We start from the raw sequence: 26,723 nt of genomic DNA, 5'->3' as shown, positions 1-26,723 counted from the left end.
GTGACATGCGCGCCTTGTTCAATGATATCCCGCTGGATCAGATGAACACCTCAATGACGATCAACGCGACGGCCCCTTGGTTGTTGTCGCTCTACATTGCCGTCGCAGTAGAACAAGGCGCCGATGTCAGCGCGCTGCAAGGCACGGTGCAAAACGACATCATCAAGGAATATTTATCCCGCGGCACCTATATTTGCCCGCCAGAGCCATCATTGCGGATGATAACCGATGTGGCTGCTTATACCCGCGAACATCTGCCCAAATGGAACCCGATGAATGTGTGTTCCTACCATCTGCAAGAAGCGGGCGCGACGCCCGAGGAAGAACTGGCATTTGCACTCGCAACCGCAACTGCGGTTCTTGATGACCTCAAAGGCAAAGTCCCCACAGAGCATTTCCCCGCCATGGTCGGCCGCATTTCATTCTTCGTGAATGCAGGCATCCGTTTCGTCACAGAGCTGTGCAAAATGCGCGCTTTCGTGGAGTTGTGGGACGAGATTTGCGCGACCCGCTACGGTGTCGAAGACGCCAAATACCGCCGCTTCCGCTATGGTGTGCAGGTAAATTCGCTTGGGTTGACCGAACAGCAGCCCGAAAACAACGTCTACCGGATTTTGCTGGAAACGCTTGCCGTAACCCTGTCGAAAAACGCCCGCGCCCGTGCAGTCCAATTGCCAGCATGGAACGAAGCGCTTGGCCTTCCAAGACCGTGGGACCAGCAATGGTCCCTGCGGATGCAACAGATCTTGGCGTATGAGACAGATCTGTTGGAATTTGATGATCTCTTCGAAGGAAACCCGGCTATTGAGCGCAAAGTTGATGCCCTCAAAGAAGGTGCGCGGGCAGAGCTTGCTCAGATCGACGGCATGGGCGGGGCCGTTGGCGCCATCGGCTATATGAAATCACGCCTTGTCGAAAGCAACGCAGCCCGCATCGGTGGGATCGAAAACGGCGACACGACTGTTGTTGGCGTGAACAAGTGGCAAGCGGGTGAACCTTCGCCCCTGACGGCAGGTGACGACGCGATCATGGTAGCCGACCCAGAGGCAGAAGCCGATCAATTGCGCCGCCTGAATGCTTGGAAAGCCGACCGTGACGCGGCGGCCGTCAAAGCAGCACTTGGCGATCTGCGCGCGGCGGCCGATGACGGCACAAACATCATGGTCCCCTCAATCGCGTGCGCCCGTGCGGGTGTGACCACCGGTGAATGGGCCGATGTCATCCGGAGCGCCTTTGGCCAGTATCGCGCGCCTACCGGCGTCAGCAACAACCCTTCCAACCGGACCGAAGGGCTGGATGATTTGCGCGAACAGGTTGATCTGGTCAGCACTGCCCTCGGCCGTCGCTTGAAATTCCTTGTGGGCAAACCCGGTCTTGATGGACATTCCAACGGGGCCGAACAGATCGCCGCACGGGCGCGCGATTGTGGAATGGAAATCGACTACGAAGGCATCCGGCTGACACCAGAGGAAATCGTGACTGCCGCCCGAAACGGTGATGTGCATATGATCGGGCTGTCTATTCTGTCCGGCTCCCACATCCCGCTGGTGCGTGACGTGATGACGCGCCTGAATGCGGCAGGTATCGCCCATATCCCGGTGATTGCGGGCGGCATCATCCCGGATGAGGACGCACAGGAATTGCGCGCAATGGGTGTGGCCAAAGTCTACACACCCAAGGATTTCGAGCTGAACAAGATCATGGCCGACATTGTGACGCTTGTTGATCCACGATCGGTCGCGGCGGAATAAAACCGTCTTTCCTCTTGGCGTGAAATTACCCTAGACTGGGCCTCTGACAATGCGGAGGCCCACCAGATGACAATCCATATCGGCGCGGAAAAAGGCGATGTCGCCCCGACCGTTCTAATGCCCGGCGATCCGTATCGCGCGAAATGGGCGGCAGAGACTTTCCTGAAGGATGCCCGCTGCATCAATGAAGTCCGGGGTATGTTGGGGTTCACAGGCACCTGGAACGGCCATCCAGTCACGATCCAGGGGTCAGGCATGGGCATGCCGTCGCTGTCGATTTACGCGAATGAATTGATTTCTGATTATGACGTACAAACGCTGATCCGCATCGGATCATGCGGGGGGATGCAAAAACAGGTCGGTATTCGAGATGTTATTCTTGCGATGACGGCCTCGACGCTTTCGACGCCTTCCAGCGGGATCTTCAAAGAGTTGAACTTTGCGCCCTGCGCGGATTATGGCTTGCTCGCGGCGGCCCATGACGCGGCCAAGGCGAAAGGTGTGCCAACCCATGTTGGGGGTATTTATTCGTCGGATGTCTTTTATGACGAACGCCCCGATCTGAACGAGCAGATGGTCCGCCATGGTATCCTCGGGGTGGAGATGGAAGCCGCTGAGCTTTACAATCTCGCCGCCCGTCACGGCCGGCGTGCCTTGGCCGTCCTGACCGTCAGCGACCACCTCATCACCCATGAAGCCTTGCCGGCGGAAGATCGCGAGCGGTCATTCGGGGATATGGTCGACATTGCACTGACGGCGGCCTTCACATGAAGCAGCGCAAGTTAGGGGCAGACGGCCCGGAAGTCGGCGCGGTTGGGCTGGGCTGCATGTCCTTTGGCGGGTTGACCGGACCGACGAATGAAGCTGACAGTTTCGCCGTCATGGACCGCGCCTGGGACATGGGGATCAGCCATTTCGATATCGCGAATATCTATGGTCCCTATACATCCGAAGAAGTTGTCGGGCGCTGGATGGCAGCGCGCGGGCACCAACCGAGCATTGCGACAAAGGCAAGTATCACCCGCGATCCAAAGCATCCCATCAGCAACGATCCCGCCTATCTGGAAGCTGAACTTGAAGGCTCCTTCATGCGACTTGGCGTCGATTATGTTGACCTTTTCTATATTCACCGGCGCGAGCCTGCTGTCCCTGTCGAGGAGGTCGCGGGTTTTATGGGGCGCTTGATTGATGCAGGAAAGATTGGCGGTTGGGGCATGTCGGAAATTTCGCCCACGACCTTGCGGCGCGGGCATGCGGAAACGCCCGTGACGGCAGTGCAGAACGAGTATTCGCTTTGGACACGGCTGCCTGAACTTGGATTGCTTCAGGAATGCAACCGACTGGGCGTTACATTCGTTGCCTTTTCACCGCTTGCGCGTGGTGTCTTTGGACGCAGCGTGATTGATCCTGCGCATTCTGACTTTGGCGCGTTTCGCCGTGAAATGCCCCGTTTTCAAGAGCCGAACTGGTCCCAGAACAAGTCCCGCGCCGAGGCTTTTCACACGCTCGCCGCGTCCTATGGGCATCGCGCGCCTGCATTGGCGCTGGCATGGCTCTTGGCAAAGGGGGATCACGTCATCCCAATTCCTGGAAGCCGCACCGCTGCTCACGCCGGTGACTGGGCGCAAGCGGACAGCATCGAAATGACCCCGGATTTGGTGGCGCAGATTGATGCGGTCCTGCCCGTCGGCTGGGCATGGGGGGATCGCTACAGCGACGGGCAGTCCCGCGCGCCGGAACGCTACTGCTGATACGCAAAACGCCGCCTCAACGGGCGGCGTTTTCGATTGATCGGGGAGGCGTCTTAAACGACGCGCTCGACCATCATGCCTTTGATGTGTGCAATCGCCTTGGCTGGGTTGAGACCCTTCGGACACGTCTTCGCGCAGTTCATGATCGTGTGGCAGCGATAAAGCTTGAAGGGGTCTTCCAGCTCATCCAGACGCTCGCCCGTGGCCTCATCACGGCTGTCGATGATCCAACGATAGGCATGCAACAACGCCGCTGGCCCAAGATAGCGATCACCATTCCACCAATACGATGGGCAGGACGTCGAACAACACGCGCACATGACGCATTCATAAAGCCCATCGAGCTTTTTGCGGTCATCAACAGATTGCTTCCATTCCTTCGCAGGGCGGTTTGTCTTGGTTTCAAGCCACGGCATGACAGAGGCATGCTGCGCATAGAAGTGGGTCAAATCAGGGATTAAGTCCTTGATGACGGGCATGTGTGGCAGCGGATAGATTTTTACATCCGCCTTGATCTCATCCATGCCGTAGATACAGGCCAACGTGTTGATCCCGTCAATGTTCATCGCGCAAGAGCCGCAAATCCCTTCGCGGCACGATCGGCGGAACGTCAGGGTCGGGTCGATCTCATTCTTGATCTTGATGAGCGCATCCAGAACCATCGGGCCACAGGTGTCCATGTCCACGAAATACGTGTCCAACTGCGGGTTCTTCCCGTCATCCGGGTTCCAGCGATAGACTTGGACTTTACGCAGGTTTGTCGCACCCTCCGGCTTTGGCCAGGTCTTGCCGACTTTCATGCGGGAATTCTTTGGAAGTGTAAGTTGTACCATTTTCTTCTTTCTTCTCGCTTCGCCTACATGTCACGTAGTTGAACAGGCCGGATCGGCGTCTCACCGGTCAGGTTCATCACGCAGCTTTCATAGACGGCCTGCGGGTCTCGGCCTTGCAGCGCATCAAGGCTGATGCCGACAGAGGCGCCGCCAAACGCCCCATTTTCACGGCTGACACCCATAATCATCTCAACCTCAGGTCCTTGAGCCGCGCGCGCCCGATCCTCGCATCGGTCTGCCGCTTGTTCAGCCGTGATTTGGCCACACGCGGCCAATGCGCCAAGGCCGAGGATCGTATATGCGAAAGCTCGCATCAAAACGTCCGTTCCTTCGGCGCAATCTTTGCTTCGGATATACCGCCCTGCTTTTCAGTTGTCAGCGGAGCTGTGATAACTGGCCGATAGCTCAGCTTCACCTTCTCGTCGTCGATGTGGCTGATGGTGTGCACCCGCCAGTTTTCATCGTCACGCGTGGAATAATCCTCATGCGCGTGCGCGCCGCGGCTTTCTTTGCGCGCCTCTGCGCCAACAATCGTCGCCAAAGCATTTGGCATGAGGTTTGTCAGTTCAAGCGTTTCCATCAGGTCGCTATTCCAGACAAGGCTGCGGTCGGTGACGGATAGATCATCCATCTTACCCGCGATATCAGTCATCTTCTTGACGCCTTCACCGAGCGTTTTGTCGGTCCGGAACACAGCCGCATCTGCCTGCATCGCCTTTTGCATCTCAAGCCGCAACTCAGCCGTGCCAACGGTCCCTTTGGAGTGGCGCAAGCCATCAAAGCGATCAAAACAGGCATCTACCGAAGACTGGTTCAGCGTTGGATTGGATGCGGCACGGTCCACGACTTCGCCAGCACGGATCGCAGCGGCGCGACCAAAGACCACGAGGTCAATCAGGCTGTTGGAGCCGAGGCGGTTCGCGCCATGCACAGACGCACAACCAGCCTCGCCCACGGCCATAAGGCCCGGTACGACAGCGTTAGGGTCTTTCTTGGTGGGATTAAGAACCTCACCATAATAATTCGTCGGAATACCACCCATGTTATAGTGTACAGTCGGCAGAACAGGGATCGCTTCCTTGGTGACATCGACGCCCGCAAAGATACGCGCGCTTTCCGAGATGCCGGGCAAACGCTCCGCCAAGGCTTCCTTGGGCAGGTGGTTAAGGTTCAGGCTGATGTGGTCGCCATTCGCACCGACACCACGGCCTTCACGAATTTCCATCGTCATACAGCGGCTGACATAATCGCGCGGCGCCAGGTCTTTGTAATTCGGTGCGTAACGCTCCATGAAACGCTCGCCCTCGGAATTGGTCAGATAACCGCCTTCCCCACGCGCGCCCTCCGTAATGAGGCAACCTGCACCGTATATACCTGTTGGGTGGAATTGGACGAATTCCATGTCCTGCATTGGCAGACCCTGACGGGCCACCATACCGCCACCGTCACCTGTGCAGGTGTGGGCTGATGTGGCGCTGAAATATGCACGGCCATAACCGCCAGTCGCCAGCACAACCGTCTTTGCGTTGAAGACATGCATTGTGCCGTCGTCCAGCTTCCATGCAATCACGCCCTGACAAATGCCGTCGTCTGACATAATCAGATCGAGGGCGAAGTATTCGATATAGAATTCAGCCTGCTGTTTCAGCGACTGGCCATAGAGCGTGTGCAAAATCGCGTGCCCGGTCCGGTCTGCGGCGGCACATGTCCGCTGAACCGGCGGGCCCTCGCCAAATTCAGTTGTATGGCCGCCAAAGGGACGCTGATAGATTTTACCCTCATCCGTCCGCGAGAATGGCACGCCGTAGTGTTCAAGCTCGTAGACCGCCTTGGGCGCTTCACGGGCCAGATATTCCATCGCGTCAGTATCGCCCAACCAGTCAGAGCCCTTGACCGTGTCATACATGTGCCACTGCCAGCTATCCGGTCCCATGTTGCCAAGTGAGGCAGCAATCCCGCCTTGTGCGGCAACGGTGTGTGAACGGGTTGGGAAGACCTTGGTAATACAGGCGGTCCGAAGACCCTGTTCCGCCAGTCCGAGCGTCGCACGCAGACCGGCACCGCCAGCACCAACAACAATCGCGTCATAGGTGTGGGTTTCGTATTCATAAGCAGCCATCAGGTAAGCTCCGACATGGTATTAAAGTGCGATGCGCAGGATTGCGAAAACAGCAAAGGCCGCCGCAGCATAAGACAGGCAGATCATGCCGATGATAAGCGCCTTGCGCATGAAACCATGGACATAGTCTTCGATCAGGGTTTGGACGCCGCCACGGAAGTGAAAGAAACCAACGAGCATCGTCAGAATTGCCACAACAGCAGGGAACGGCCGCTGGTAGTAGGCGATCACTTCTTCATAAGGCGACCCGAGAATCCAACCAAATGTGAAAACAAATAATGGGATCAGGATCAGTAACGCCACCGACGACACCATCATTTGCCAATGATGCTCTGTCCCCGTCTTGGCAGAGCCAAGGCCGTCTGCGCGCTTGCGGTCAGTCAGAAATGCCATTGCTTGATCCCCCTCAAAGTACCACGACGGTGAAGATCGTCAGCAACACCGTCAGCACCATCATCATCTGCGCGGCGAGTTCCGACTTATCAACGTCCAGCATCCGGCCACTGTCCCAGACAAGGTGACGCAAGCCACCGAGCATATGGTACCAAAGTCCCAAGACTGAAAAGAACATAATCAGATCACCAAACCAGCTGGTGATGAAGCCGTTCGCAATGGCGAATGCAGCCGGCCCAGTGGCCGCAGCGACAAACCACCAGACAATCAGCAAGGCCGCGAGGATGATCGCGTTCCCTGTGATCCGCACAAGAATTGATGAGATGGATGTCCACTGTGGGCGGTAGATCTCCAAATGCGGTGAGAGGGGGCGATTGCCCCTGTTCACATCAGCCATAAGCGTTCCCTTCGTCGGCTTCACGCGTCCGGCAAGACGCGTTGTTGGACATTTCTTGCACACTTTTGCACATGGAGTCACGTGACACAGATCAAATGAACTGTGAAAAAGTGACGCGCAACGCGAATTTCTTTGATATGTGATCACACAAAAATTTTACGTGATCACAAAATGCCGTCGCTAGATTGGCATTAATGCCCAATAGTCCAGATCGAGAAGTACATCCGCTAGATATTTGCCGTCTTCGCCACGCAATTCACCGCAAGCGCCTTTGGTCGCCACCAGACGTAATCGGATTGCGCCAACGCCGGGCGCATCGGTTTCAGCCACATCCAGGACCTCTGACCAAGCGCGGACGGTATTCCCCGCAAAGCAAGGGTTGACATGTGCGCCACCATTCAGCGCGACAATCATCTGCGCGTTGGCCAGCCCATTGAACGACAGCGCCCGCGCGAGCGAAATCAAATGCCCGCCGTAGATCAATCGCTGCCCGTCCGCGCGATTGGTCGCATCGAAATGCACCTTCGCGGTATTCTGCCACAGACGGGTGGCCAGCATATGCTCTGCCTCTTCCACAGTCACACCGTCTACGTGGTCGATGATTTCACCAACCTGATAGTCGCCAAGCCGGTGCGGTTCTCCTGCCAGATTAAAATTGTAGGCTTCAAAATTGAGACCGGTCGGCACGACAAGGTCCGAGGGCGCAACGGTCTTCGCCAGCTCCGGCACGACCGTTTCTGGTGCTCCGCCTTCGCCGCGTTTGCGCACCATGACCCAACGAACATAGCGCAACACCGCCGCGCCATGCTGATTGCGCCCCGTCGTGCGCACCCAGACCACGCCAGATTTTCCATTCGAGTTCTGTTTGACCCCGATCACCTCAGACTCTGACGTCAACGTATCGCCGGGATAAACCGGCAAGACCCAACGCCCATCCGCATAACCCAGATTGGCCACTGCATTAAGCGAAACGTCGGGCACCGTTTTGCCGAAAACCGTATGAAAAGTTATCAGATCATCGACAGGAGAGGCCGGCAAACCGCTTGCCCGTGCGAATTCATCCGATGAGTAGAGCGCGCCCCGTGCGGGGTACAACGCGTGGTACATTGCACGCTCACCACCCGAAATTGTGCGCGGAACAGCATGGCTGATAACATCACCGACGGCGTAGTCTTCGAAAAAGCGGCCCGCGTTTGTCTTGGTCATTGCTGGCCTAACGTCATATCCGACGAATAGGGTTTGTCGATATCCTTGGTGACGGCTTGGCCGCATCGCATCACGCCATTTGCATGGTCATAGGCATAGGTCGGATCGCCATAAAGCGCCCACCCTTTCGATAGGGCCTCGGACACTTTATGACAAAAGGCGGATTTGTCGTCCTCAGTCAGCAATCTGTAGATTTTCATGCACCTAGCCCCATGGTCGAACGCCCAGCGCGTAGTGGATGGCCATCACAAGTGCGACAACGACAAACGTCACGACGACGGCGACAACCTCCTTTTTGACCGGTGCCCGGGGCGGCACCTGCCATGGGCCCTCTTTCGCGTTAATCAGTTTGATTTCAACCTGCGCCCAAGCCAACAGGCCACCAAAGAGGATAATCGATTGCACATCGCCGTTCACCAAAAGGTGGGCGGCCGCCCAGATTGAAAACCCCGATAGCTGCGGGTGGCGGATCTTTGTGCCGAGCCAGATTTTCGCGCCCTTCGCAGCGCTGGCTGCGAAAAAGTAAAAGGCCAGCACCATCAGTAGGTTATTGATCCCGACCCACATCGGATCGCTCTCCCAATAAACAGCACCGTCAGCGGCACGGTAGCCCATAACCATCAACACAACGCTGAAAATGATTGTCACGGCCATTATGGGATAGCCTGCACCGCCAAGCGCTTGCCGCGCGTCGGGGACAAGCCGTTTGAAAAGATGGGCAGCCCACCAAAGGGCAACGCCTGCGATAAGTAAGGTCATGAAGTCTCCAGTGCATTGATCGCGTCAGATTTTGCCAAGGTCGCGCGGGCGGTCACAATATGCAAGTTCTCAACGATACACCCATCGACAACTGCAACCCCCTGCCCTTGGGCCTCGGCTGTCTCAAAGGCTGCGATCTGACGGCGCGCCAAATCAATCTCATCCTTGGTCGGACCGAAGGCTGCGTTTGCAATCGCGATCTGTGCGGGATGGATCAACGTCTTGCCATCAAACCCCATGTCGCGCCCTTCCGCGCATTCCCCGCGCAGGCCATCTTCATCCTTGAACGCATTGTAGACACCATCCAGGGCGACAATGCCCGCCGCCTTCGCCGCAAGCATACAGATCTGCAAAGAGGTCATAAGAGCGGCCCTGCCGCGTGAATTGAGGTCCTTGGCCAGATCGTTCGTACCTAAAACAAAACCCGCAATCTGCGGGTGTGCGGCGATCGCCGCGGCATTCAAAATACCCTGCGGAGTTTCCATCATCGCCCAGATCGGCAAATCCGGCACCAATGCTGCCAACGCATCAACATCCTCCGGACCGTTCACTTTTGGCAGCAGAACCGCATCACACGCCATCGTGGCGACTGCTGCCGCATCGTCTGCGCCCCATGTCGTATCCAGCCCGTTGATGCGCACGATCTTCAGACGCGGGCCATATCCACCAGCGACCAATGCTGCCGCCAGAGTTTCGCGCGCGGGGGCCTTTGCATCCGGCGCGACGGCATCTTCCAGATCGAACAGAATCACATCCACCGGCAGACCCCGCGCCTTGTCCAGGGCGCGGTCTTTGGATCCGGGAATGTAAAGGGCGGACCGGTAAGGGCGGTGATGCATCGAATCTTCCTCGCAACAAAGTTGCGTGAAAAAGGCCAGACTTTCGCAAATCATTCAAGGTATAAATGCCGCATCGCAGCAAGGCGAGGCATCCTTACGATCTGTTAACTTTTTGGGTGCAGGGTGTCGGGATGATTTGGCGCATTCTCCGGGTGGATACCGGCGGCGCAGGGCTTTGGAAGGGAAAGCGGATGCGACGCATGTTTTACTTGCTATCATTCGGCGTTGTCGCCGCGACAATCAGTGCCACCCAGGTGCAGTCACAACCGCTCGTTTGTGCCGATCACGACCAAATTGTTGCACGTCTTGCCAAACACTTTGGCGAAACCCGGCAACTGCTGGACCTTTCGCGTGACCAAACAATGGTGGAAGTTTTTTCCTCCCCCGACACCGGATCATGGACAATTACAGTGACCGCACCTGACGGATTGACCTGTTTGGTTGCCGCAGGGCAAGCCTATCAATACCTCGGTGAACCTTTGACACGCTTTTTGCCCGTTAACGGATGACAGGCCTAGGTCAAAGCGACCCAGATCAGCCTGATGCCCGTCAGGACCAACATGACATAAGTCAGCCCGAAGAATAACCGCTCCGGTACCAAATGATGCGCTTTGATCCCGATCCAGGCGCCCAAAAGCGCAAATGGAGCGAGCAAGAGGCTGCCCAACATCGTATCAAGGCTAAAAATCCCCAAGAATGCATAAGGCACGGCTTTCATCCAGTTGACAGCCCAAAAGACGACGACGGTGGTGGCCTGAAATGCGGTTTTGCTCAGCCCCTGCGACAGCAAGAACACCGCGGATGGCGGCCCACCGGCATGGCTTACAAAACTTGTGAAACCACTGACCATCCCTGCAAACCAAGCCCATGGGGCGGAAAACGGCATCTTGCGGACGCTGAGCCAACCCACCGCACGCGAAAACTGAAAGCCGACAAAGGCGAGACAAATCACCCCGATCAGAAATCGAAAGACATCCGCGTCAACCACCGCATAAAGAGCCGCGCCAAGCATGGCCCCCGGCACAGCGCCGATCATCAGACCTTTGGCGGATGGCCAATGCCACTTGCCCCAATAGGGTCTCAACGTCGCCGCATCGACCAACATGAAAAGCGGCAAGACAATCCCCAACGCCACACCGGGCGGCATGACCAACGCAAGAATCGCCCCTGCAACAAAGGCCGCACCGGAGCCGAATCCGCCCTTGGAGACGCCGCCAAAGATGATCGCAGGGATGCCAACCGCAAAGAATTGCCAGCCAAATTCCATGATGCAAGTTGTCCTGAATAGTGTTGTTTTCACCTTTCGTTAGCGGTTTCGACGACCATTGGCCACAACGACAATTGTGATGCCGCAGCGCAGCACACTTGCGCAAAGCCCTGCAAAGCCTTACCCACATCGCCGAAACCAAATCACCAAAGGACCTGTTTCAATGGCCAGACCCAAGATTGCCCTTATCGGCGCCGGACAAATCGGCGGCACGCTTGCCCACCTCGCAGCGACCAAAGAGCTTGGCGACATCATCATGTTCGACATTGCCGAGGAAGGCGACGTCGCGCGCGGCAAAGCGCTCGACATCGCGGAGAGCGGCCCGGTTTCGGGGATCGACGTTGCTCTGAAAGGGACAAACGACTACGCCGAGATCGCGGGCGCGGATGTCTGCATCGTCACAGCGGGCGTTGCACGCAAGCCCGGGATGAGCCGCGATGACCTGCTTGGCATCAACCTCAAGGTCATGAAATCTGTCGGCGAAGGCATCGCCGCACATGCGCCAGACGCCTTTGTAATCTGTATCACCAACCCGCTTGATGCGATGGTCTGGGCGCTGCGCGAATTCTCGGGTATGCCCGTTGAAAAGGTCTGCGGCATGGCGGGCGTTTTGGACAGTGCCCGCTTCCGTCACTTCCTTGCAGATGAATTCAACGTCTCCATGCGCGACGTCACCGCATTCGTTCTGGGCGGACACGGCGACACGATGGTGCCGCTGACACGCTATTCCACAGTTGCCGGTATTCCGTTGCCTGATCTGGTTGAAATGGGCTGGACCACACAGGAAAAACTGGACGCGATCGTACAGCGCACCCGCGATGGCGGCGCTGAGATCGTTGGCCTGCTGAAAACCGGTTCCGCATTCTATGCACCAGCCGCATCGGCAATCGAAATGGCCGAAGCCTACCTGAAAGACCAAAAGCGCCTGCTGCCATGTGCCGCACATGTTGATGGCGCCTATGGCCTTGATGGCTTCTATGTTGGTGTTCCGACGATCATCGGTGCTGGCGGCGTTGAGCGCGTGGTCGAGATCAAGATGAACAAAGACGAGCAAGCCATGTTCGACAAGTCTGTCGAAGCCGTGAAGGGCCTTGTTGCCGCTTGTAAGGGCATCGACGACAGCTTGGCATAGACGTCAGGCAAAAGTGATATCTGGGGTCGTCTTCGGACGGCCCTTTTGCATTTGTGTGCCTAATTTTTCAGGTGCGATAGCACGTGTTTCTTGTTGGACCGCAACCATGCATCAATTGCAGTTGGCGAAAGATCAATATTTGCATCGGGGAAAAGGGCTGCCAAGGCAGGACCCGGATCAAAGGGCGGCTGCGACCAGACATCATGCGCGCGCATCACATCCTGCAATGCATCATCAACAGACTTGAGGCGCTCATACAAAGCCGGTGCCCGCTCTCGATCATCATAGAGCGATTTGAGTTGGCGCGCGCGATGAACAGGTGGCAGCATCCCGTCTGCGCGCTCCAGTGCAAAGGCCAGACGCGCCAGTTTGAAAGACCATTGAAATGCCGTCAGCCCATCAAAATGAAGCAATTCAACGGCGTCGCACGGAGCCCTTTCATGGATGACGTCATAGCCTTCAACCTCTGACTTCGCGCGGTGGATCGACAATGAAAGCGCGCGGTTTACCCGCGCAAAGGTCTTTCCCTGCGCATGTCCCGTCAGACCTTTGTAGGTCAGATAATAGCCCCGCCCGAAAGTTTCGCGCCCCTGCTTGTTGGAGCCGTGATAGGGTCGCCGAAATGCCCCTTCAAAGATGCTTAGCCCAGGATCATCCGCCAGATGCACGCGCTCCGCGACCGGCAACCCCCATGCGTCAACAGTTTCGGCAAGGCTGGCGAGGTGTTCTGAAATGGGCGCGTCAGACCAGATAAACTCATCCGCATCCATGTGGATCAACCAATCTGCATCCGTCGCGGCATAGGCATGGCGCGCATTGCGCACCTGCCTGACTTCGTGGCGCCGCGGGCGGCTGCTTCCTAACGTCAGCCAATGGGCATTGTCACTCGCAATCACAGTGACTTTCGGCAGGTCTCTCAGTATGTCGACCAACGGATCATCGGGCCTGTCGCAGTAGATCGAAACATGCGACGCGCCCATAGACAAATGCCATGCAACAAACGCCTGAACCACCGCGGGCGGCTCATCCACGGTTGCAACAACGGCCCAAGTTGGATTGGATGCGGTCATAGCCCTTGGCTAACATCGCCGCGATTCTTTTTAAACCGATTAAAAATTGATCTGGAACAAGGCACTGGGATTTGTGATCACACTAAAAATTCCTGTGATCACAAATGTTCGATTTTCGCCGCATTTCCGATTTTTCCCTTAGAAATGAAGATTTTTCTATGTTTAAGCTGCTTCAACTGTAGCCAAATTGGAATTGTCTTATGAACATTCATGAATACCAGGCCAAAGCCTTGTTGCGCAGCTATGGCGCACCTGTCTCCGACGGTCGCCCTGTCACACGCGCTGAAGATGCCAAAACCGCAGCCGGGGAACTTGATGGGCCACTTTGGGTTGTCAAAGCCCAAATCCATGCTGGTGGGCGCGGAAAAGGCAAATTCAAGGAAGTTGATGCAGGCGAAGCGGGCGGTGTGCGTCTCGCCAAATCGGTTGAAGAAGCCGCGCAGGAAGCAAAGAAGATGTTGGGCCGCACGTTGGTCACACACCAGACCGGCCCTGCTGGCAAGCAAGTCAACCGCATCTACATCGAAGACGGCTCTGGCATTGAAACCGAAATGTACCTTGCCCTGCTGGTTGACCGCGCAACAAGCCGCATCGGTTTTGTCTGTTCCACTGAGGGCGGCATGGACATCGAAGAAGTGGCCGAAAACACGCCGGAGAAGATCCTGAACTTCACAGTTGACCCCGCAACCGGCTACCAGCCGTTCCATGGCCGCCGCGTGGCCTTTGCGCTTGGCCTCAAGGGTCAGCAAGTGAAGCAATGTGTTGCCTTGATGGGCAACCTTTACAAAGCCTTCGTCGAAAAAGACATGGAGATGCTGGAGATTAACCCGCTGATCGTGACCGACGGCGGTGATCTGAAAGTCCTCGACGCGAAAGTCGCCTTTGATGGCAACGCCGTCTACCGCCACGCCGATGTCGCCGCCCTGCGCGATGAGACTGAGGAAGACCCAAAGGAACTCGCCGCCTCAAAGTTTGACCTGAACTACATCGCACTGGACGGTGAAATCGGCTGCATGGTCAACGGTGCTGGCCTTGCCATGGCGACAATGGACATCATCAAGCTTTATGGTGCAGAGCCTGCCAACTTCCTTGACGTTGGCGGCGGTGCGACCAAAGAGAAAGTCACCGAGGCGTTCAAGATCATCACATCTGACCCGCAGGTCAAAGGCATCCTTGTGAACATCTTCGGCGGCATCATGCGCTGCGATGTGATCGCAGAGGGCGTTGTATCGGCGGTGAAAGAGGTCGGCTTGAAGGTGCCTCTGGTCGTGCGCCTTGAAGGCACGAACGTGGAAGAAGGCAAGCGCATTATCAACGAAAGTGACGTTGACGTGATTGCCGCCGACGACCTCAAGGACGGGGCGCAGAAGATTGTGAAAGCCGTCAAAGGATAATCCGTGGGGCGGGGCGCGCCCCGCCGTGCTGTCATCGGTGGGACGTATCCCGCCCTACAAAAAGAATTTCCAAGGAGCCACCTAAATGGCCATTCTCGTAAACGAAAACACACGCGTCATCTGTCAGGGCCTCACCGGCTCGCAAGGCACATTCCACTCTGAGCAAGCGATTGCATACGGCACCAAAATGGTCGGCGGCGTGACCCCCGGTAAGGGCGGGCAGACGCATCTTGACCTGCCGATCTTCAACTCGGTCCACGAAGCAAGGCTTGTGACCCAAGCGAATGCCTCAGTCATATATGTCCCGCCCCCCTTCGCGGCGGATTCAATTCTCGAAGCGATCGACGCCGAGATGGAATTGATTATCTGCATCACCGAAGGCATCCCCGTCCTCGACATGATGCGTGTAAAAAGGGCGCTCGAAGGGTCCGCTTCCCGCCTGATTGGCCCCAATTGCCCCGGCGTGATAACACCTGACGCCTGCAAGATCGGCATCATGCCCGGCCACATTCACAAACGTGGCTCGGTCGGTGTTGTGTCCCGCTCCGGCACGCTGACGTACGAGGCCGTGAAGCAGACATCTGACAGCGGTCTGGGCCAATCCACAGCCGTTGGCATCGGTGGCGATCCGATCAAAGGGACGGAACATATCGACGTGCTGGATATGTTCCTTGATGATGATGAGACGCATTCCATCATCATGATCGGTGAAATCGGTGGCTCTGCGGAGGAAGAAGCCGCCGAGTTTCTGACCGCGCAAAAGAAAAAGGGCCGCTGGAAGCCGACGGCTGGCTTTATCGCCGGGCGCACTGCGCCTCCGGGCCGTCGCATGGGTCATGCCGGTGCGATTGTTGCGGGCGGCAAAGGTGATGCGGAAAGCAAAATCGAGGCCATGAAATCTGCAGGTATCGTTGTTGCAGACAGCCCTGCAACGTTGGGCGAAGCGGTTTTGAAAGCCATCGGCTAAAGCGCAACCGCGCGGCGGACTGCCAGGGAGGGCGTGAAGATGAAGGAGATGGGCAACATCGGCGGCTACGCATACGATGATGCACGCTTCAATGCGTCTCATGCCTACCTGATGCCTGCGGTTTCTGCCGAATTGGCCAAACTGCCGGATGCACGGCGACGTCTGTTTGATCTTGGCTGCGGCAACGGCTCTGTTTCCAAGGCCTGCGCTGACATGGGATGGGATGTGACAGGCGTAGATGTCTCTGAGGACGGCATCGCACAGGCCAAGACCAGTTACCCCGATCTCCGGCTGGCATATGGGTCGGCCTATGATGATCTTGCCGATCAATACGGCCTGTTCGACGCGCTCATCAGCCTGGAGGTTGTCGAACACGTCTATGATCCGCGCCATTATGCAAGCACAGTAGCGAGCCTTCTCGCGGAGGGCGGCACGGCACTGATTTCGACCCCCTATCATGGCTATGTCAAGAACCTTGCAATGGCGGTCACGGGCAAGATGGACGCGCATTTCACCGCCCTTTGGGACCACGGCCATATCAAATTCTGGTCCGTCAAAACACTAACCCAATTGTTAACCGAGGCCGGGCTGGTCGTTGACCATTTTGCCTATGCGGGGCGCGTCCCACCGTTGGCGAAGTCCATGATTGCGGTCGCCCATAAACCAAAAAGGGTCCTGTCATGAGTCCGGTCCAAGCCATTAAGACCGGCGTTGCCAAGTCTTTCAAATTCAAAGGACGCGCCGCGCGGTCAGAGTTTTGGTGGCTTGCGGTGTCAGTATTGACTTTCCCTTTTGTCGCGGCGGCAATTTTCGAAACGCTTGTGCCAGAAGAGCCTCTTTCGCTCGCTCCTTACCTTTTGGTTTTATCACCCTTTCTACTCTGGTTCAGCCTACCCGCGGCCATGACCCGACGCGCGATCGATGCAGATTTTTCTCCGTTGATCTGGGTCTATCCAACAGTAACTTTTGTCACTGGCGGTCTCATCCTCATCTATTCAGGGATACTCACACCACTTGAATACAAAGGCATCAGCCTTCTGCTTGTTGCATTTTCGGCCGTATCATTGCTTGCCCCTTCACAGGCGGTTTTTTCAACAGACCCCTCAACCCGAAATGAGGTCCCCTCATGAACGATCATTCCCCCAACGACGTCTTCCACGCCTCGTCCTTCTTGCAAGGGCACAATGCGGAATATGTAGAACAGCTCTATGCGCGCTACGCCGACAACCCCGGCGCGGTCGATGAAAGCTGGCAGGCGTTCTTTCGGTCACTGGGCGACGCGCCCACGGACGCCAAGGCAGAGGCCGCGGGCCCCAGCTGGGCAAGGCCTGATTGGCCACCTGCCCCAAACGATGATCTGACGGCGGCCTTGGACGGCCAGTGGCCAGCAGAGCCGGAAGCCGCTGGCAAGAAGATCAAGGAAAAAGCTGCCGAAAAGGGTGTGAGCCTCTCTGAGGATCAAGTCCGCGCTGCTGTGCTCGACAGTATTCGCGCGCTGATGATTATCCGCGCCTACCGTATCCGTGGCCACCTGATCGCGGATCTTGACCCGCTTGGTATGCGCGAAAACACACCACACCCTGAGCTTGATCCAAAATCTTACGGTTTCTCCCCCGCCGACATGGATCGCCCGATCTTTATCGATAATGTTCTTGGCCTCGAAATGGCCACTATGAATGAGATCATAGCCATCGTGCAGCGCACTTATTGCGGCACCTTTGCGCTGCAATATATGCATATCTCGAACCCGGAAGAGGCCGGTTGGCTCAAAGAGCGGATCGAAGGATATGGCAAGGAAATCGCCTTCACAAAGAACGGGCGCAAAGCGATCCTGAATTCCTTGGTCGAGGCCGAGGGCTTCGAGAAATTCCTGCACGTCAAATACATGGGCACCAAGCGCTTCGGTCTGGATGGCGGCGAAAGCCTGATCCCCGCGATGGAGCAGATCATCAAACGCGGTGGTCAGCTTGGCCTAGATGAGATCATCATCGGCATGCCGCACCGTGGTCGTTTATCGGTGTTGGCAAATGTCATGGAAAAACCCTACCGGGCGATTTTCAACGAGTTTCAGGGCGGGTCATTCAAACCAGAAGATGTTGATGGGTCAGGTGATGTGAAATATCACCTCGGTGCATCCTCGGATCGCAGCTTTGATGACAACGAAGTCCACCTGTCGCTGACAGCCAACCCGTCGCACCTTGAAGCGGTCAACCCGGTTGTGTTGGGCAAGGTCCGCGCCAAGCAAGACCAGAAGAAGGACGAAGAACGCACCCGTGTGATGGCAATACTGCTGCACGGTGATGCGGCCTTCGCAGGTCAAGGCGTCGTGGCCGAGGGCTTTGGCCTGTCCGGCTTGAAGGGCCACAAAACCGGCGGGACGATGCATATCGTCGTGAACAACCAGATCGGTTTCACCACAGCGCCGCACTTCAGCCGCTCCAGCCCTTATCCCACGGACATCGCACTGATGGTTGAGGCGCCGATCTTTCACGTCAACGGCGATGACCCCGAAGCGGTCGTTCACGCCGCTCGCGTGGCCACGGAATTCCGCCAGAAGTTCCATAAAGATGTGGTTCTGGACATCATCTGCTACCGCCGGTTTGGTCACAACGAAGGCGATGAGCCGATGTTCACCAACCCGTTGATGTACAAGAAGATCAAAAAACAAAAGACGACGCTGACGCTTTATACCGAACGCCTCGTTCGCGATGGCTTGATCCCAGAGGGCGAAGTCGAGGATATGAAAGCCGCGTTTCAGGCGCATCTGAACGAGGAATTTGAGGCTGGTAAGAACTTCAAACCGAACAAGGCGGACTGGCTCGATGGCAAGTGGTCGCATCTGGACCGCAAAGATGAAGATTACCAACGTGGCGTGACTGCCATTGAAGACGCAACCTTCAATGCGGTCGGTGAAGCCCTGTCGAAAGCACCTGAGAACTTCCCGCTGCACAAGACCATCGGGCGTCTGATCGAAAATAAAGCCAAGATGTTCGACAGCGGCGAAGGGCTCGACTGGGCAACGGGAGAGGCGCTCGCCTTTGGCTCTCTGCTGACAGAAGGCTATCCGGTCCGCCTGTCAGGTCAGGACTGTACGCGCGGCACCTTTAGCCACCGGCATTCGGGGCTGATTAATCAGGACAATGAAGAACGGTACTACCCGCTCAACAACATCCGCAAGGGGCAGGCACAATATGAGGTCATCGACTCGATGCTGTCGGAATACGCGGTCTTGGGGTTTGAGTATGGCTATTCGCTGGCCGAACCGAACGCGCTGACCCTTTGGGAAGCACAGTTCGGCGATTTTGCCAATGGCGCGCAGATCATGTTTGACCAGTTCATCAGCTCCGGCGAAAGCAAGTGGCTGCGGATGTCCGGCCTCGTTTGCCTGCTGCCGCATGGCTATGAGGGCCAAGGTCCAGAACATTCATCCGCGCGCTTGGAGCGGTTTTTGACGATGTGCGGTGGCGACAACTGGATTGTTGCGAACTGCACGACACCAGCGAACTACTTCCACCTGTTGCGGCGCCAGTTGCACCGGACTTTCCGCAAGCCGCTGATCCTGATGACACCGAAGTCGCTTTTGCGGCACAAAATGGCTGTCTCCAAACGTGAAGAATTCACGACCGGCTCCAGTTTTCACCGCGTCTTGTGGGACGATGCCCAGCACGGAAATTCAGATACGAAACTGGTGGCTGACAGCAAGATCAAGCGAGTCGTGATGTGTTCGGGCAAGGTCTACTTTGACCTGCTCGAAGAACGCGACGCCCGCGCGATCAAAGACGTCTACATCATGCGCTATGAGCAATTCTATCCCTTCCCTGCGCAATCTGCGGTCAAGGAATTGGAACGCTTCAAAAACGCCGAAATGGTCTGGTGTCAGGAAGAACCACGCAATCAAGGTGCGTGGTCCTTTATGGAACCCAATATCGAATGGGTTCTCACCCGGATCAAAGCCAAACACACACGGCCCGTCTATGCCGGACGCGCCGCCGCCGCCTCGCCTGCCACAGGTCTGGCCAGCAAACATAAAGCAGAACAAGCAGCCCTCGTGAATGATGCGCTGACCATCGAAGGAACAAAGTAATGAGCACCGAAGTCCGCGTCCCGACCCTTGGCGAATCCGTGACAGAGGCCACTGTTGCCACATGGTTCAAACAACCCGGCGATGCCGTTGCGGTTGATGAAATGCTCTGCGAGCTGGAAACAGACAAGGTCACCGTCGAAGTGCCAAGCCCCGTCGCTGGCACCTTGTCGGAAATCGTGGCCGCCGAAGGCGAAACCGTGGGTGTAGACGCGCTTCTGGCGCAGATCGCAGAAGGTGATGCCGCACCCGCCCCTGCCGCCAAAAAAGAAGCGCCAAAGGCGGAAGCCGCACCAGCTTCAGCAGCCGCGGCCAAAGACGTCGAGGATGCACCCTCTGCTAAGAAGCTGATGGCCGAAAACAACCTCTCGAACGTGCAGGGCACAGGCAAAGACGGTCGCGTGATGAAAGAAGACGTGTTGAACGCCCTTGCCGCCCCTGCGCCAGCACCAGCCACCGCGCCACGCGCGCCGGTCGCAGCAGATCAGGCCGAACGCGAAGAGCGCGTGAAGATGACGCGTCTGCGCCAAACCATCGCCAAGCGGCTGAAAGACAGCCAGAACACCGCCGCAATGCTGACCACCTACAATGAGGTCGACATGACGGAGGTAATGGCGCTGCGCAACGAATACAAAGACCTGTTTTTGAAGAAGCACGGTGTGAAACTGGGCTTCATGTCCTTCTTCACCAAGGCCTGCGTACACGCACTGAATGAAGTGCCAGAGGTGAACGCCGAAATCGATGGCACCGATGTGGTTTATAAAAACTACGTCAACATGGGCATCGCGGCAGGCACGCCGACGGGCCTTGTGGTGCCGGTGATTAACGACGCCGATCAGATGTCATTCGCCACCATCGAAAAAAGCATCGCTGAGATGGGCGCCAAGGCGCGCGACGGCAAGCTGAGCATGGCTGAAATGCAAGGCGGCACCTTCACGATCTCCAACGGCGGTGTCTATGGCTCGCTGATGTCATCGCCGATCCTGAACCCACCGCAGTCAGGTATTTTAGGGATGCACAAAATCCAGGATCGGCCCATGGCGATCAATGGTCAGGTTGTGATCCGTCCGATGATGTATCTGGCATTGTCCTACGACCACCGGATCGTGGACGGCAAAGGGGCGGTGACGTTCCTCGTGCGGGTGAAAGAAGCGCTTGAAGATCCACGGCGGTTGTTGATGGATCTGTAAGCGAAAAACTATGTTGCATCAAACCAACAGAGGGCAGCCCCTGACCCTGGGTGGGGGTGAAGCCCCCTCCCGTCAAACCGCAGGTTTGCCTTCGGCAAAACGGGAGGGTCGGGGGCTGCCCGGTAATGCGGGCGGAGCCTCTGATCATGACTGACTTACAGAAAAGTGAAATTGTCATCGCTAGGATTCTTTCACTGCTCGTAGATTGGGGTATCCAAGAAACGGAGCTGAGATTTTCCGAGTTGGAACTAGATGACAGCTTTGCCCCTTTCTTTTTCCCATGTGTTGAATGGCTTCAAAGCGAACAGATCATTCGTGTTTCTAGGCTAGTCAAGGCAATCGACGGCCCGGGAAGTGGTGTGGTGCTAAGGCCAGTTCTGACATCAGAGGGTTTTGCCATTCTAGGGAAAAAGATCACGGTGGATGGAGAGCCAGAAGTTCTATCAAATGTCATTGAAAAAGTCGGCAGCTCCGACCGCTCACTCTGGCAATTTGGTGATGCTATTGGCGGTATTCTTGGCGGATTTACCAAATCGATGGGTAACTGAATGACCCCTGAACTCACCGTCCTCGCCCTCGCCGCACTTCTCCAAGCTGCGCAATTCACTCTCATGGCGGTCCCTGCCAACCTCGAAATGGGTCCTGGCAAGACGCTTTCGCCACGTGACACCAGTCGGATGGATAAGCCGATGGTAGATCAGGTCAGCGACACGACCGCCCGCCTGATCCGCGCGATGAACAATCATTTCGAAGCGCTGATCCTGTTCACAATCGCCGTCGTCGTCATCACCCTTGGTGACAAAAGGCACCGGCCTTTCCGCCCTTTGCGCATGGACCTATTTGGCCGCGCGCATCCTTTATGTGCCCGCATATTATTTCGGCCTCGCGCCTTGGCGTTCGCTGATTTGGTTTGTAGGCTTCCTCGCAACCATGCTGATGATCGTGTCAGCCCTGTTTTAAGAAACTCCCGAAGGAGACCCACATGTCCAGCTATGATGTCATCATAATCGGTGCCGGCCCCGGCGGCTATGTCTGCGCGATCCGCTGCGCCCAACTGGGCATGAAGGTCGCCTGCGTTGAGGGGCGTGAGACGCTCGGCGGCACCTGCCTGAATGTGGGCTGCATTCCCTCCAAGGCGATGCTGCACGCGACACATATGCTGCACGAAGCAGAGCATAACTTCGCGACAATGGGCCTGAAGGGGAAAGCACCTTCGGTCGATTGGAAGCAGATGCTTACCTACAAAGAAGAAACAATTGCGCAAAACACTGGCGGGATCGAATTCCTGTTCAAGAAGAACAAGGTCGACTGGATCAAAGGCTGGGGTTCCATCCCCGAGGCAGGCAAAGTGAATGTCGGCGATGAGATACATGAAGCGAAGCATATTGTCATCGCGTCCGGTTCTGAGGCATCCAGCCTGCCGGGTGTCGAAGTGGATGAAAAGACTGTTGTGACCTCCACGGGTGCGTTGGAGTTGGGCAAAGTGCCCAAGAAACTGGTCGTGATCGGGGCCGGTGTGATCGGGCTTGAATTGGGTTCGGTCTACGCACGTCTTGGTGCAGAGGTCGAAGTTGTCGAATTCCTCGATGCCATCACCCCCGGCATGGACGCCGAAATCGCGCGTCAGTTCCAGAAGATGCTGACAAAGCAAGGGTTGAAGTTCACGCTCGGCGCCGCTGTGCAGGGTGTTTCGGTCAAGGCCAACAAAGCGACCGTGACGTATCAGCTGCGCAAGGACGACAGTGAGCATTCCTTGACCGCGGATACGGTCTTAGTTGCCACTGGCCGCAAACCCTTCACCGATGGGCTGGGTCTGACAGAGCTTGGCATCGAAATGACCGACCGTGGCCAGATCAAGACCAATACCCAATACGCCACCAATGTCGCAGGCATTTACGCGATCGGTGATACGATCGCGGGTCCGATGCTGGCGCATAAGGCCGAAGACGAAGGCATGGCAGTTGCCGAAGTCATTGCGGGTCAGCATGGCCATGTAAATTATGGGGTAATCCCCGGTGTGATCTATACGCACCCCGAGGTTGCCAACGTCGGCGAGACAGAGGAAACCCTCAAGGAACAAGGGCGCAAATATAAAGTCGGCAAGTTTCCTTTTATGGGCAACGCGCGGGCCAAGGCGAATTTTGCAGGCGATGGTTTTGTCAAAATTCTCGTTGATGCGACGACGGACCGTGTCTTGGGCGCGCATATCATTGGCCCCATGGCTGGCGATTTGATCCACGAGATCTGTGTTGCGATGGAATTTGGCGCTGCCGCCGAGGATATCGCGCGAACATGCCACGCGCATCCGACCTACTCAGAGGCCGTGCGCGAAGCCGCACTTGCTTGCGGCGACGGGGCAATTCACGCCTAGGCATCGTGTCTGCGGAGGTATTTTGGCCACGCAGACCGATCTCAGCGCAACCGATCACTGGTCACGCATTAATTATTCGGTATGGTTACAACTGTATCGTAGCGATGGTTCCGAATGATACGTCGGGGCCCCAGTGTGAGTGTGAAAATGATCCGATTTCTGATCCCGTTCATGGCCGCGGCCCTCTTGGGCAACCCAGCACAGGCCTTCAGCGACGACACAGGCATGTTCGATGGCCTTCAGTTCGTGTCGGAAACAGAGTTGAGAAAACCGCAAGGCCAGGCGCTGTCCCTTTGCCACACGACGCGGGAATTTCGGATTTGGGGGGTCACGATCACGAGCAATCCGGTCGACTACGTACTGTCCTCGGATGGATGTATCACGCAGATTGATGCGACTTTGACAGCTGTCCAGCTGGAAACGGCGCAATCCTTCGACCTGATTGACGCCAGTTTGCCAGTCACGCCTGAAAACTCCCAGGAACAGACGATGCGCAACGTGGCGCCCTGGGCGCTCATCGCATTGGCGATGCTGTTCATAATCTTCCGCAGGCTTACATCCCTTGCAGGCGGCGGCAAGAAACCGCTGCGTAGCAAAGCCAGCCAACGCATACTCACTGTGATGTGCTATGTCGCCCGGTCGCGCGGGGCCGTGGACTCAAAAGGGGTCTCGATCATTGGGCAGACAGCCAAACGCCTCACCCAACGCAATTTCAAACCGTCCGAGATCATGCGGATTACCGACCAGATCGATATGAACCTGTCGATGCGGGACTTTATCGATTTTGGCACGGGATTGCGCGATGCAGAAAAGGATCGCATGATGCGCGCGGCGTTTTATGTCGCCTTGGCCGATGGCAGGATGCTGCCACCCGAGCATGAATTCCTGACCAATCTTGCCGCTGGAATTGGGATGCCGGGCGAAGACTTCCGGCGGGTGATGAACCTGACGTTCAATGACCTCGATAATTACCCGCCGGTCCTGCCCAACGAGGCAGGCTAGCCTTTCAGCATCAACAAGCCCTGCGTCGCATCGGTACGCACGGCCAGTCGCAAACTTGGTTCGTCGCCGGCCTTGAGCGCTGCGAGGATCAGCTTGTGATTGTAGGGTGGCTCCTTCCGCTTCAGACGCCCATAGAGCGCCCGCATGGTGGGACCCAATTGCAGCCAGACGGTTTCGGTCATTGCAAGCATCGCAGGCGCCTGTGCGCGCAAGTAAAGCGTGCGGTGGAACTCAAGGTTCATGCGGATATAGCCGGTTGCATCTTGCCGCGCGATCACTTGGTTCACGCCTTGGTTGATCCCCTCCAACCGCTCAATCAGCGCGAAATGCGCGCGCGGCAGGGCGCGTGACGCCAGCTCACATTCCAACAAGGCCCGCAGCGTCGCCAGTTCCTCGATCCGTTCGTTCGACAAGACAGGCGTGGAAATGCGCCCGGAAGATGATAGAAACAACGCACCTTCGGCAACAAGACGGCGAACCGCCTCACGCGCGGGCGTCATGGAAACATCGTAGGATTTGCCAATACCGCGCAGGGTGAGCGCTTCACCGGGAACAATTTCGCCGTGCATGATGCGGGTCCGCAAGGCACGATATATCCGTTCGTGCGCTGATATGGTGGTGTCTTGAACGCGTGGTTGGATCATAATTCATTTGTGATCACAAACGCTGCGCAGGTCAATCGTCGAAGCGCAGTTGATGCAACGTGTCACCGTGATTGCGCAACCAATGACGGTGGGATTGGTAATCCGGGCACAGCCCTGCGACCACTTGCCAAAACGCGGGCTGATGATTCATTTCAACAAGATGCGCGACCTCATGCGCAGCCACATAGTCCAGCACGGGCACAGGCGCCATAATCAGGCGCCACGAATACATGAGCGTGCCTTGCGCCGAACACGACCCCCAGCGCGACCGGGTATCGCGGATGCTGAGCCGGGTATAGGAACACCCCAAACTCCGCGCATATCGGTCAGAGGCTTCCGCCAAGGCGTCACGGGCGTGATGGCGCAGCAAAGCCTTGATCTGGGCGGCGGCGGGCTTGCTGGCGGCGACCTCAATAACGTCCTTTTTAAGCGCAGCGCGCCGGCCCGTGCCCTCAACGACGCGCACTATTCGCCCTCGGAAAAGTACTTCGCTGCCCACATCGACAAGGCGTGCGGGACGCAGCTTCGCGATATGCCCGCGCAGCCAGTCCTCCTTGCTTTGTAAGAATGCCAAACCCTCGCGTGCCGGGGTATAGTCCGGCATCGTCAGCGTCACGCGACCATCCAACCTTGAGACCCGCAGCGACAGCCGCCGCGCCCGCGCAGAATGGCGCAAAGTCACATCAATCGGGGGGTTGCCTTCGAGTGTATGACGGCCCATATCCAGCTACTCATGATTACGGGTGCCAAAGGCTTTGACACGCCCCGCCTGTTATGGCAGTTGGCACCGATCACCCGCAAGGGTCCGACTTATGTTTTTGAAGGGATAGCCTATGCCTAAGGAAGAGTGGGGCACAAAGCGCCTTTGCCCCGAAACCGGCAAACGCTTTTACGACCTGAACGCCAACCCGATCATCAGCCCCTACACGGGCAATGAGGTCGCGGTCGACACATCCAAGACCCGCACGATGGTCGCCGATGCCGAAGATGCGCAGACCACAAAGATGAAAGAGACGTCCGAGGAAGAAGATCTGGTGCTCGACGATGACGACGACGAAGATGACGTCGATCTGGGCGATGATGTGCTGGAAGATGATGACGACGACACAGTTTCGCTTGACGAACTGGCCGACGTTGCCACCAACGACGACGACTAAAACAACGCATCAGGGCGCGATTTTCACTTGATCTCGGCCTGATCGCTGCATAGACAGCGCGCGAGAGCGCAAGCTGTCAGGATGGGGCCTTAGCTCAGTTGGGAGAGCGCTTGCATGGCATGCAAGAGGTCAGGGGTTCGACTCCCCTAGGCTCCACCATCCCCCACGTATCATCATGAACGTAGGTCAATCTGGCTTTCGATTGTCAGCGCTAGCTGGCAGATACGTCACCGACAGGTTTGGGCGGCTGCTCACCCGGCATTCCACCTTCATCGTCAAAACCACGCGTCACAACCGCGACACCCTGCGCGAGATAATGGATCAGTGAGCTACCCCCCGAAAATCGGACACTGACGTAAGCTGCGATTTGTAGTCTGCTGATCTTCAACACGAAGGAGAT

The 26,723-nt window shown here is 56.8% G+C and carries 29 protein-coding genes, 1 tRNA gene and 1 pseudogene; 17 read left to right on the top strand and 14 right to left on the bottom strand.

Annotated features, from left to right (window positions below; all coding sequences use genetic code 11):
* The 3 genes from ACFDSS_RS05370 to ACFDSS_RS05360 form a co-directional block, all read left to right on the top strand.
* A partial coding sequence (locus tag ACFDSS_RS05370; RefSeq protein ID WP_375254737.1) for a methylmalonyl-CoA mutase family protein occupies window positions 1-1,751 on the top strand: 1,751 nt, incomplete at its 5' end.
* A gap of 66 nt (window positions 1,752-1,817) precedes the next feature.
* Window positions 1,818-2,522: a purine-nucleoside phosphorylase gene (gene deoD, locus ACFDSS_RS05365; protein WP_375254736.1), complete on the top strand. Its 705-nt coding sequence runs from the start codon at window positions 1,818-1,820 to the stop codon at window positions 2,520-2,522.
* Window positions 2,519-3,502: an aldo/keto reductase gene (locus tag ACFDSS_RS05360; protein WP_375254735.1), complete on the top strand. Its 984-nt coding sequence runs from the start codon at window positions 2,519-2,521 to the stop codon at window positions 3,500-3,502. Before deoD ends, ACFDSS_RS05360 begins: the two co-directional genes overlap by 4 nt.
* Window positions 3,503-3,555: 53 nt before the next feature.
* Here ACFDSS_RS05360 and ACFDSS_RS05355 read toward each other — a convergent pair whose 3' ends face one another.
* From ACFDSS_RS05355 to ACFDSS_RS05315, 9 genes are all read right to left on the bottom strand, one after another.
* Window positions 3,556-4,335, bottom strand: coding sequence for a succinate dehydrogenase iron-sulfur subunit (locus ACFDSS_RS05355; RefSeq protein WP_375254734.1), 780 nt, complete (start codon window positions 4,333-4,335; stop codon window positions 3,556-3,558).
* Between the two features lie 23 nt (window positions 4,336-4,358).
* On the bottom strand, window positions 4,359-4,649 hold the full coding sequence (locus ACFDSS_RS05350; protein WP_375254733.1) for a hypothetical protein: 291 nt from the start codon (window positions 4,647-4,649) through the stop codon (window positions 4,359-4,361).
* Window positions 4,649-6,454 (bottom strand): succinate dehydrogenase flavoprotein subunit, encoded by a 1,806-nt coding sequence (gene sdhA, locus ACFDSS_RS05345; protein WP_375254732.1) that lies wholly within the window; start codon window positions 6,452-6,454, stop codon window positions 4,649-4,651. Before sdhA ends, ACFDSS_RS05350 begins: the two co-directional genes overlap by 1 nt.
* A 21-nt stretch (window positions 6,455-6,475) precedes the next feature.
* On the bottom strand, window positions 6,476-6,847 hold the full coding sequence (sdhD, locus tag ACFDSS_RS05340; protein WP_375254731.1) for a succinate dehydrogenase, hydrophobic membrane anchor protein: 372 nt from the start codon (window positions 6,845-6,847) through the stop codon (window positions 6,476-6,478).
* Between the two features lie 13 nt (window positions 6,848-6,860).
* Entirely contained in the window at window positions 6,861-7,244 is a 384-nt protein-coding gene (sdhC, locus tag ACFDSS_RS05335; protein WP_375254730.1) for a succinate dehydrogenase, cytochrome b556 subunit, read from the bottom strand.
* A 180-nt stretch (window positions 7,245-7,424) separates the two neighbouring features.
* A complete protein-coding gene (locus ACFDSS_RS05330; RefSeq protein WP_375254729.1) occupies window positions 7,425-8,450 on the bottom strand; it encodes a MaoC family dehydratase in 1,026 nt (341 codons plus the stop codon).
* The gene (locus tag ACFDSS_RS05325) at window positions 8,447-8,650 is read right to left on the bottom strand and encodes a DUF1737 domain-containing protein (protein WP_375254728.1); all 204 of its coding nucleotides are present in this window, start codon (window positions 8,648-8,650) and stop codon (window positions 8,447-8,449) included. Before ACFDSS_RS05325 ends, ACFDSS_RS05330 begins: the two co-directional genes overlap by 4 nt.
* Before the next feature lie 4 nt (window positions 8,651-8,654).
* Window positions 8,655-9,209 carry an NnrU family protein gene (locus tag ACFDSS_RS05320; RefSeq protein ID WP_375254727.1) on the bottom strand — a complete coding sequence of 185 codons (555 nt, stop codon included), beginning with the start codon at window positions 9,207-9,209 and terminating at the stop codon, window positions 8,655-8,657.
* Complete coding sequence (locus ACFDSS_RS05315; RefSeq protein WP_375254726.1) at window positions 9,206-10,048, bottom strand: HpcH/HpaI aldolase/citrate lyase family protein; 843 nt, start codon at window positions 10,046-10,048, stop codon at window positions 9,206-9,208. Before ACFDSS_RS05315 ends, ACFDSS_RS05320 begins: the two co-directional genes overlap by 4 nt.
* Window positions 10,049-10,248: 200 nt before the next feature.
* Here ACFDSS_RS05315 and ACFDSS_RS05310 point away from each other — a divergent pair, with 200 nt between their 5' ends.
* Window positions 10,249-10,557 carry a hypothetical protein gene (locus ACFDSS_RS05310; RefSeq protein WP_375254725.1) on the top strand — a complete coding sequence of 103 codons (309 nt, stop codon included), beginning with the start codon at window positions 10,249-10,251 and terminating at the stop codon, window positions 10,555-10,557.
* Window positions 10,558-10,562: 5 nt separating this feature from the next.
* On the opposite strand, the gene ACFDSS_RS05305 is transcribed toward ACFDSS_RS05310, so the two are convergent.
* Entirely contained in the window at window positions 10,563-11,315 is a 753-nt protein-coding gene (locus ACFDSS_RS05305) for a sulfite exporter TauE/SafE family protein (protein ID WP_375254724.1), read from the bottom strand.
* 163 nt (window positions 11,316-11,478) lie between these two features.
* On the opposite strand from ACFDSS_RS05305, the gene mdh reads away from it, so the two are divergent.
* On the top strand, window positions 11,479-12,447 hold the full coding sequence (gene mdh, locus ACFDSS_RS05300) for a malate dehydrogenase (RefSeq protein ID WP_375254723.1): 969 nt from the start codon (window positions 11,479-11,481) through the stop codon (window positions 12,445-12,447).
* 59 nt (window positions 12,448-12,506) lie between these two features.
* Here the strand turns inward: mdh and ACFDSS_RS05295 are convergent, their stop codons facing one another.
* Window positions 12,507-13,517 (bottom strand): glycosyltransferase family 2 protein, encoded by a 1,011-nt coding sequence (locus ACFDSS_RS05295; RefSeq protein ID WP_375254722.1) that lies wholly within the window; start codon window positions 13,515-13,517, stop codon window positions 12,507-12,509.
* A gap of 200 nt (window positions 13,518-13,717) precedes the next feature.
* Between ACFDSS_RS05295 and sucC the strand changes: the two genes are divergently transcribed.
* The 10 genes and pseudogenes from sucC (at window position 13,718) to ACFDSS_RS05245 (ending at window position 24,522) form a co-directional block, all read left to right on the top strand.
* Window positions 13,718-14,911, top strand: coding sequence for an ADP-forming succinate--CoA ligase subunit beta (gene sucC, locus ACFDSS_RS05290; protein WP_375254721.1), 1,194 nt, complete (start codon window positions 13,718-13,720; stop codon window positions 14,909-14,911).
* 85 nt (window positions 14,912-14,996) lie between these two features.
* Entirely contained in the window at window positions 14,997-15,878 is an 882-nt protein-coding gene (gene sucD / locus ACFDSS_RS05285) for a succinate--CoA ligase subunit alpha (RefSeq protein WP_375254720.1), read from the top strand.
* A gap of 39 nt (window positions 15,879-15,917) precedes the next feature.
* Window positions 15,918-16,562: a class I SAM-dependent methyltransferase gene (locus tag ACFDSS_RS05280; protein WP_375254719.1), complete on the top strand. Its 645-nt coding sequence runs from the start codon at window positions 15,918-15,920 to the stop codon at window positions 16,560-16,562.
* Window positions 16,559-17,008, top strand: coding sequence for a DUF805 domain-containing protein (locus tag ACFDSS_RS05275; RefSeq protein ID WP_375254718.1), 450 nt, complete (start codon window positions 16,559-16,561; stop codon window positions 17,006-17,008). The genes ACFDSS_RS05280 and ACFDSS_RS05275 overlap by 4 nt, the downstream gene beginning before the upstream one ends.
* Window positions 17,005-19,962: a 2-oxoglutarate dehydrogenase E1 component gene (locus tag ACFDSS_RS05270; RefSeq protein WP_375254717.1), complete on the top strand. Its 2,958-nt coding sequence runs from the start codon at window positions 17,005-17,007 to the stop codon at window positions 19,960-19,962. Before ACFDSS_RS05275 ends, ACFDSS_RS05270 begins: the two co-directional genes overlap by 4 nt.
* A complete protein-coding gene (gene odhB, locus ACFDSS_RS05265) occupies window positions 19,962-21,149 on the top strand; it encodes a 2-oxoglutarate dehydrogenase complex dihydrolipoyllysine-residue succinyltransferase (protein WP_375254716.1) in 1,188 nt (395 codons plus the stop codon). The genes ACFDSS_RS05270 and odhB overlap by 1 nt, the downstream gene beginning before the upstream one ends.
* 146 nt (window positions 21,150-21,295) lie before the next feature.
* Window positions 21,296-21,697 (top strand): hypothetical protein, encoded by a 402-nt coding sequence (locus tag ACFDSS_RS05260; RefSeq protein ID WP_375254715.1) that lies wholly within the window; start codon window positions 21,296-21,298, stop codon window positions 21,695-21,697.
* Window positions 21,698-22,109, top strand: a pseudogene (locus ACFDSS_RS05255) (MAPEG family protein).
* Window positions 22,110-22,131: 22 nt separating this feature from the next.
* On the top strand, window positions 22,132-23,520 hold the full coding sequence (gene lpdA, locus ACFDSS_RS05250) for a dihydrolipoyl dehydrogenase (RefSeq protein ID WP_375254714.1): 1,389 nt from the start codon (window positions 22,132-22,134) through the stop codon (window positions 23,518-23,520).
* Window positions 23,521-23,667: 147 nt separating this feature from the next.
* Window positions 23,668-24,522 (top strand): TerB family tellurite resistance protein, encoded by an 855-nt coding sequence (locus tag ACFDSS_RS05245; RefSeq protein WP_375254713.1) that lies wholly within the window; start codon window positions 23,668-23,670, stop codon window positions 24,520-24,522.
* On the opposite strand, the gene ACFDSS_RS05240 is transcribed toward ACFDSS_RS05245, so the two are convergent.
* Window positions 24,519-25,166, bottom strand: a complete 648-nt coding sequence (locus ACFDSS_RS05240) for a GntR family transcriptional regulator (RefSeq protein ID WP_375254712.1) — start codon at window positions 25,164-25,166, stop codon at window positions 24,519-24,521. The genes ACFDSS_RS05245 and ACFDSS_RS05240 overlap by 4 nt on opposite strands.
* A gap of 31 nt (window positions 25,167-25,197) precedes the next feature.
* On the bottom strand, window positions 25,198-25,887 hold the full coding sequence (locus ACFDSS_RS05235) for a M48 family metallopeptidase (RefSeq protein ID WP_375254711.1): 690 nt from the start codon (window positions 25,885-25,887) through the stop codon (window positions 25,198-25,200).
* Window positions 25,888-25,999: 112 nt separating this feature from the next.
* On the opposite strand from ACFDSS_RS05235, the gene ACFDSS_RS05230 reads away from it, so the two are divergent.
* Both ACFDSS_RS05230 and ACFDSS_RS05225 read left to right on the top strand, forming a co-directional pair.
* Window positions 26,000-26,323 (top strand): TIGR02300 family protein, encoded by a 324-nt coding sequence (locus tag ACFDSS_RS05230; RefSeq protein WP_375254710.1) that lies wholly within the window; start codon window positions 26,000-26,002, stop codon window positions 26,321-26,323.
* Between the two features lie 83 nt (window positions 26,324-26,406).
* A tRNA-Ala gene (locus ACFDSS_RS05225) sits at window positions 26,407-26,482 on the top strand.
* Between the two features lie 52 nt (window positions 26,483-26,534).
* Here the strand turns inward: ACFDSS_RS05225 and ACFDSS_RS05220 are convergent.
* Window positions 26,535-26,723 (bottom strand): hypothetical protein (locus tag ACFDSS_RS05220; RefSeq protein ID WP_375254709.1); only part of this gene is annotated, 189 nt, incomplete at its 5' end.

Origin of the sequence: Yoonia sp. (assembly GCF_042093035.1) — a bacterium.
Classification (GTDB): Bacteria; Pseudomonadota; Alphaproteobacteria; order Rhodobacterales; family Rhodobacteraceae; genus Yoonia.
Note: the sequence above shows the minus strand (reverse complement) of the source record. Positions and strands in the feature narration are given on the sequence as shown.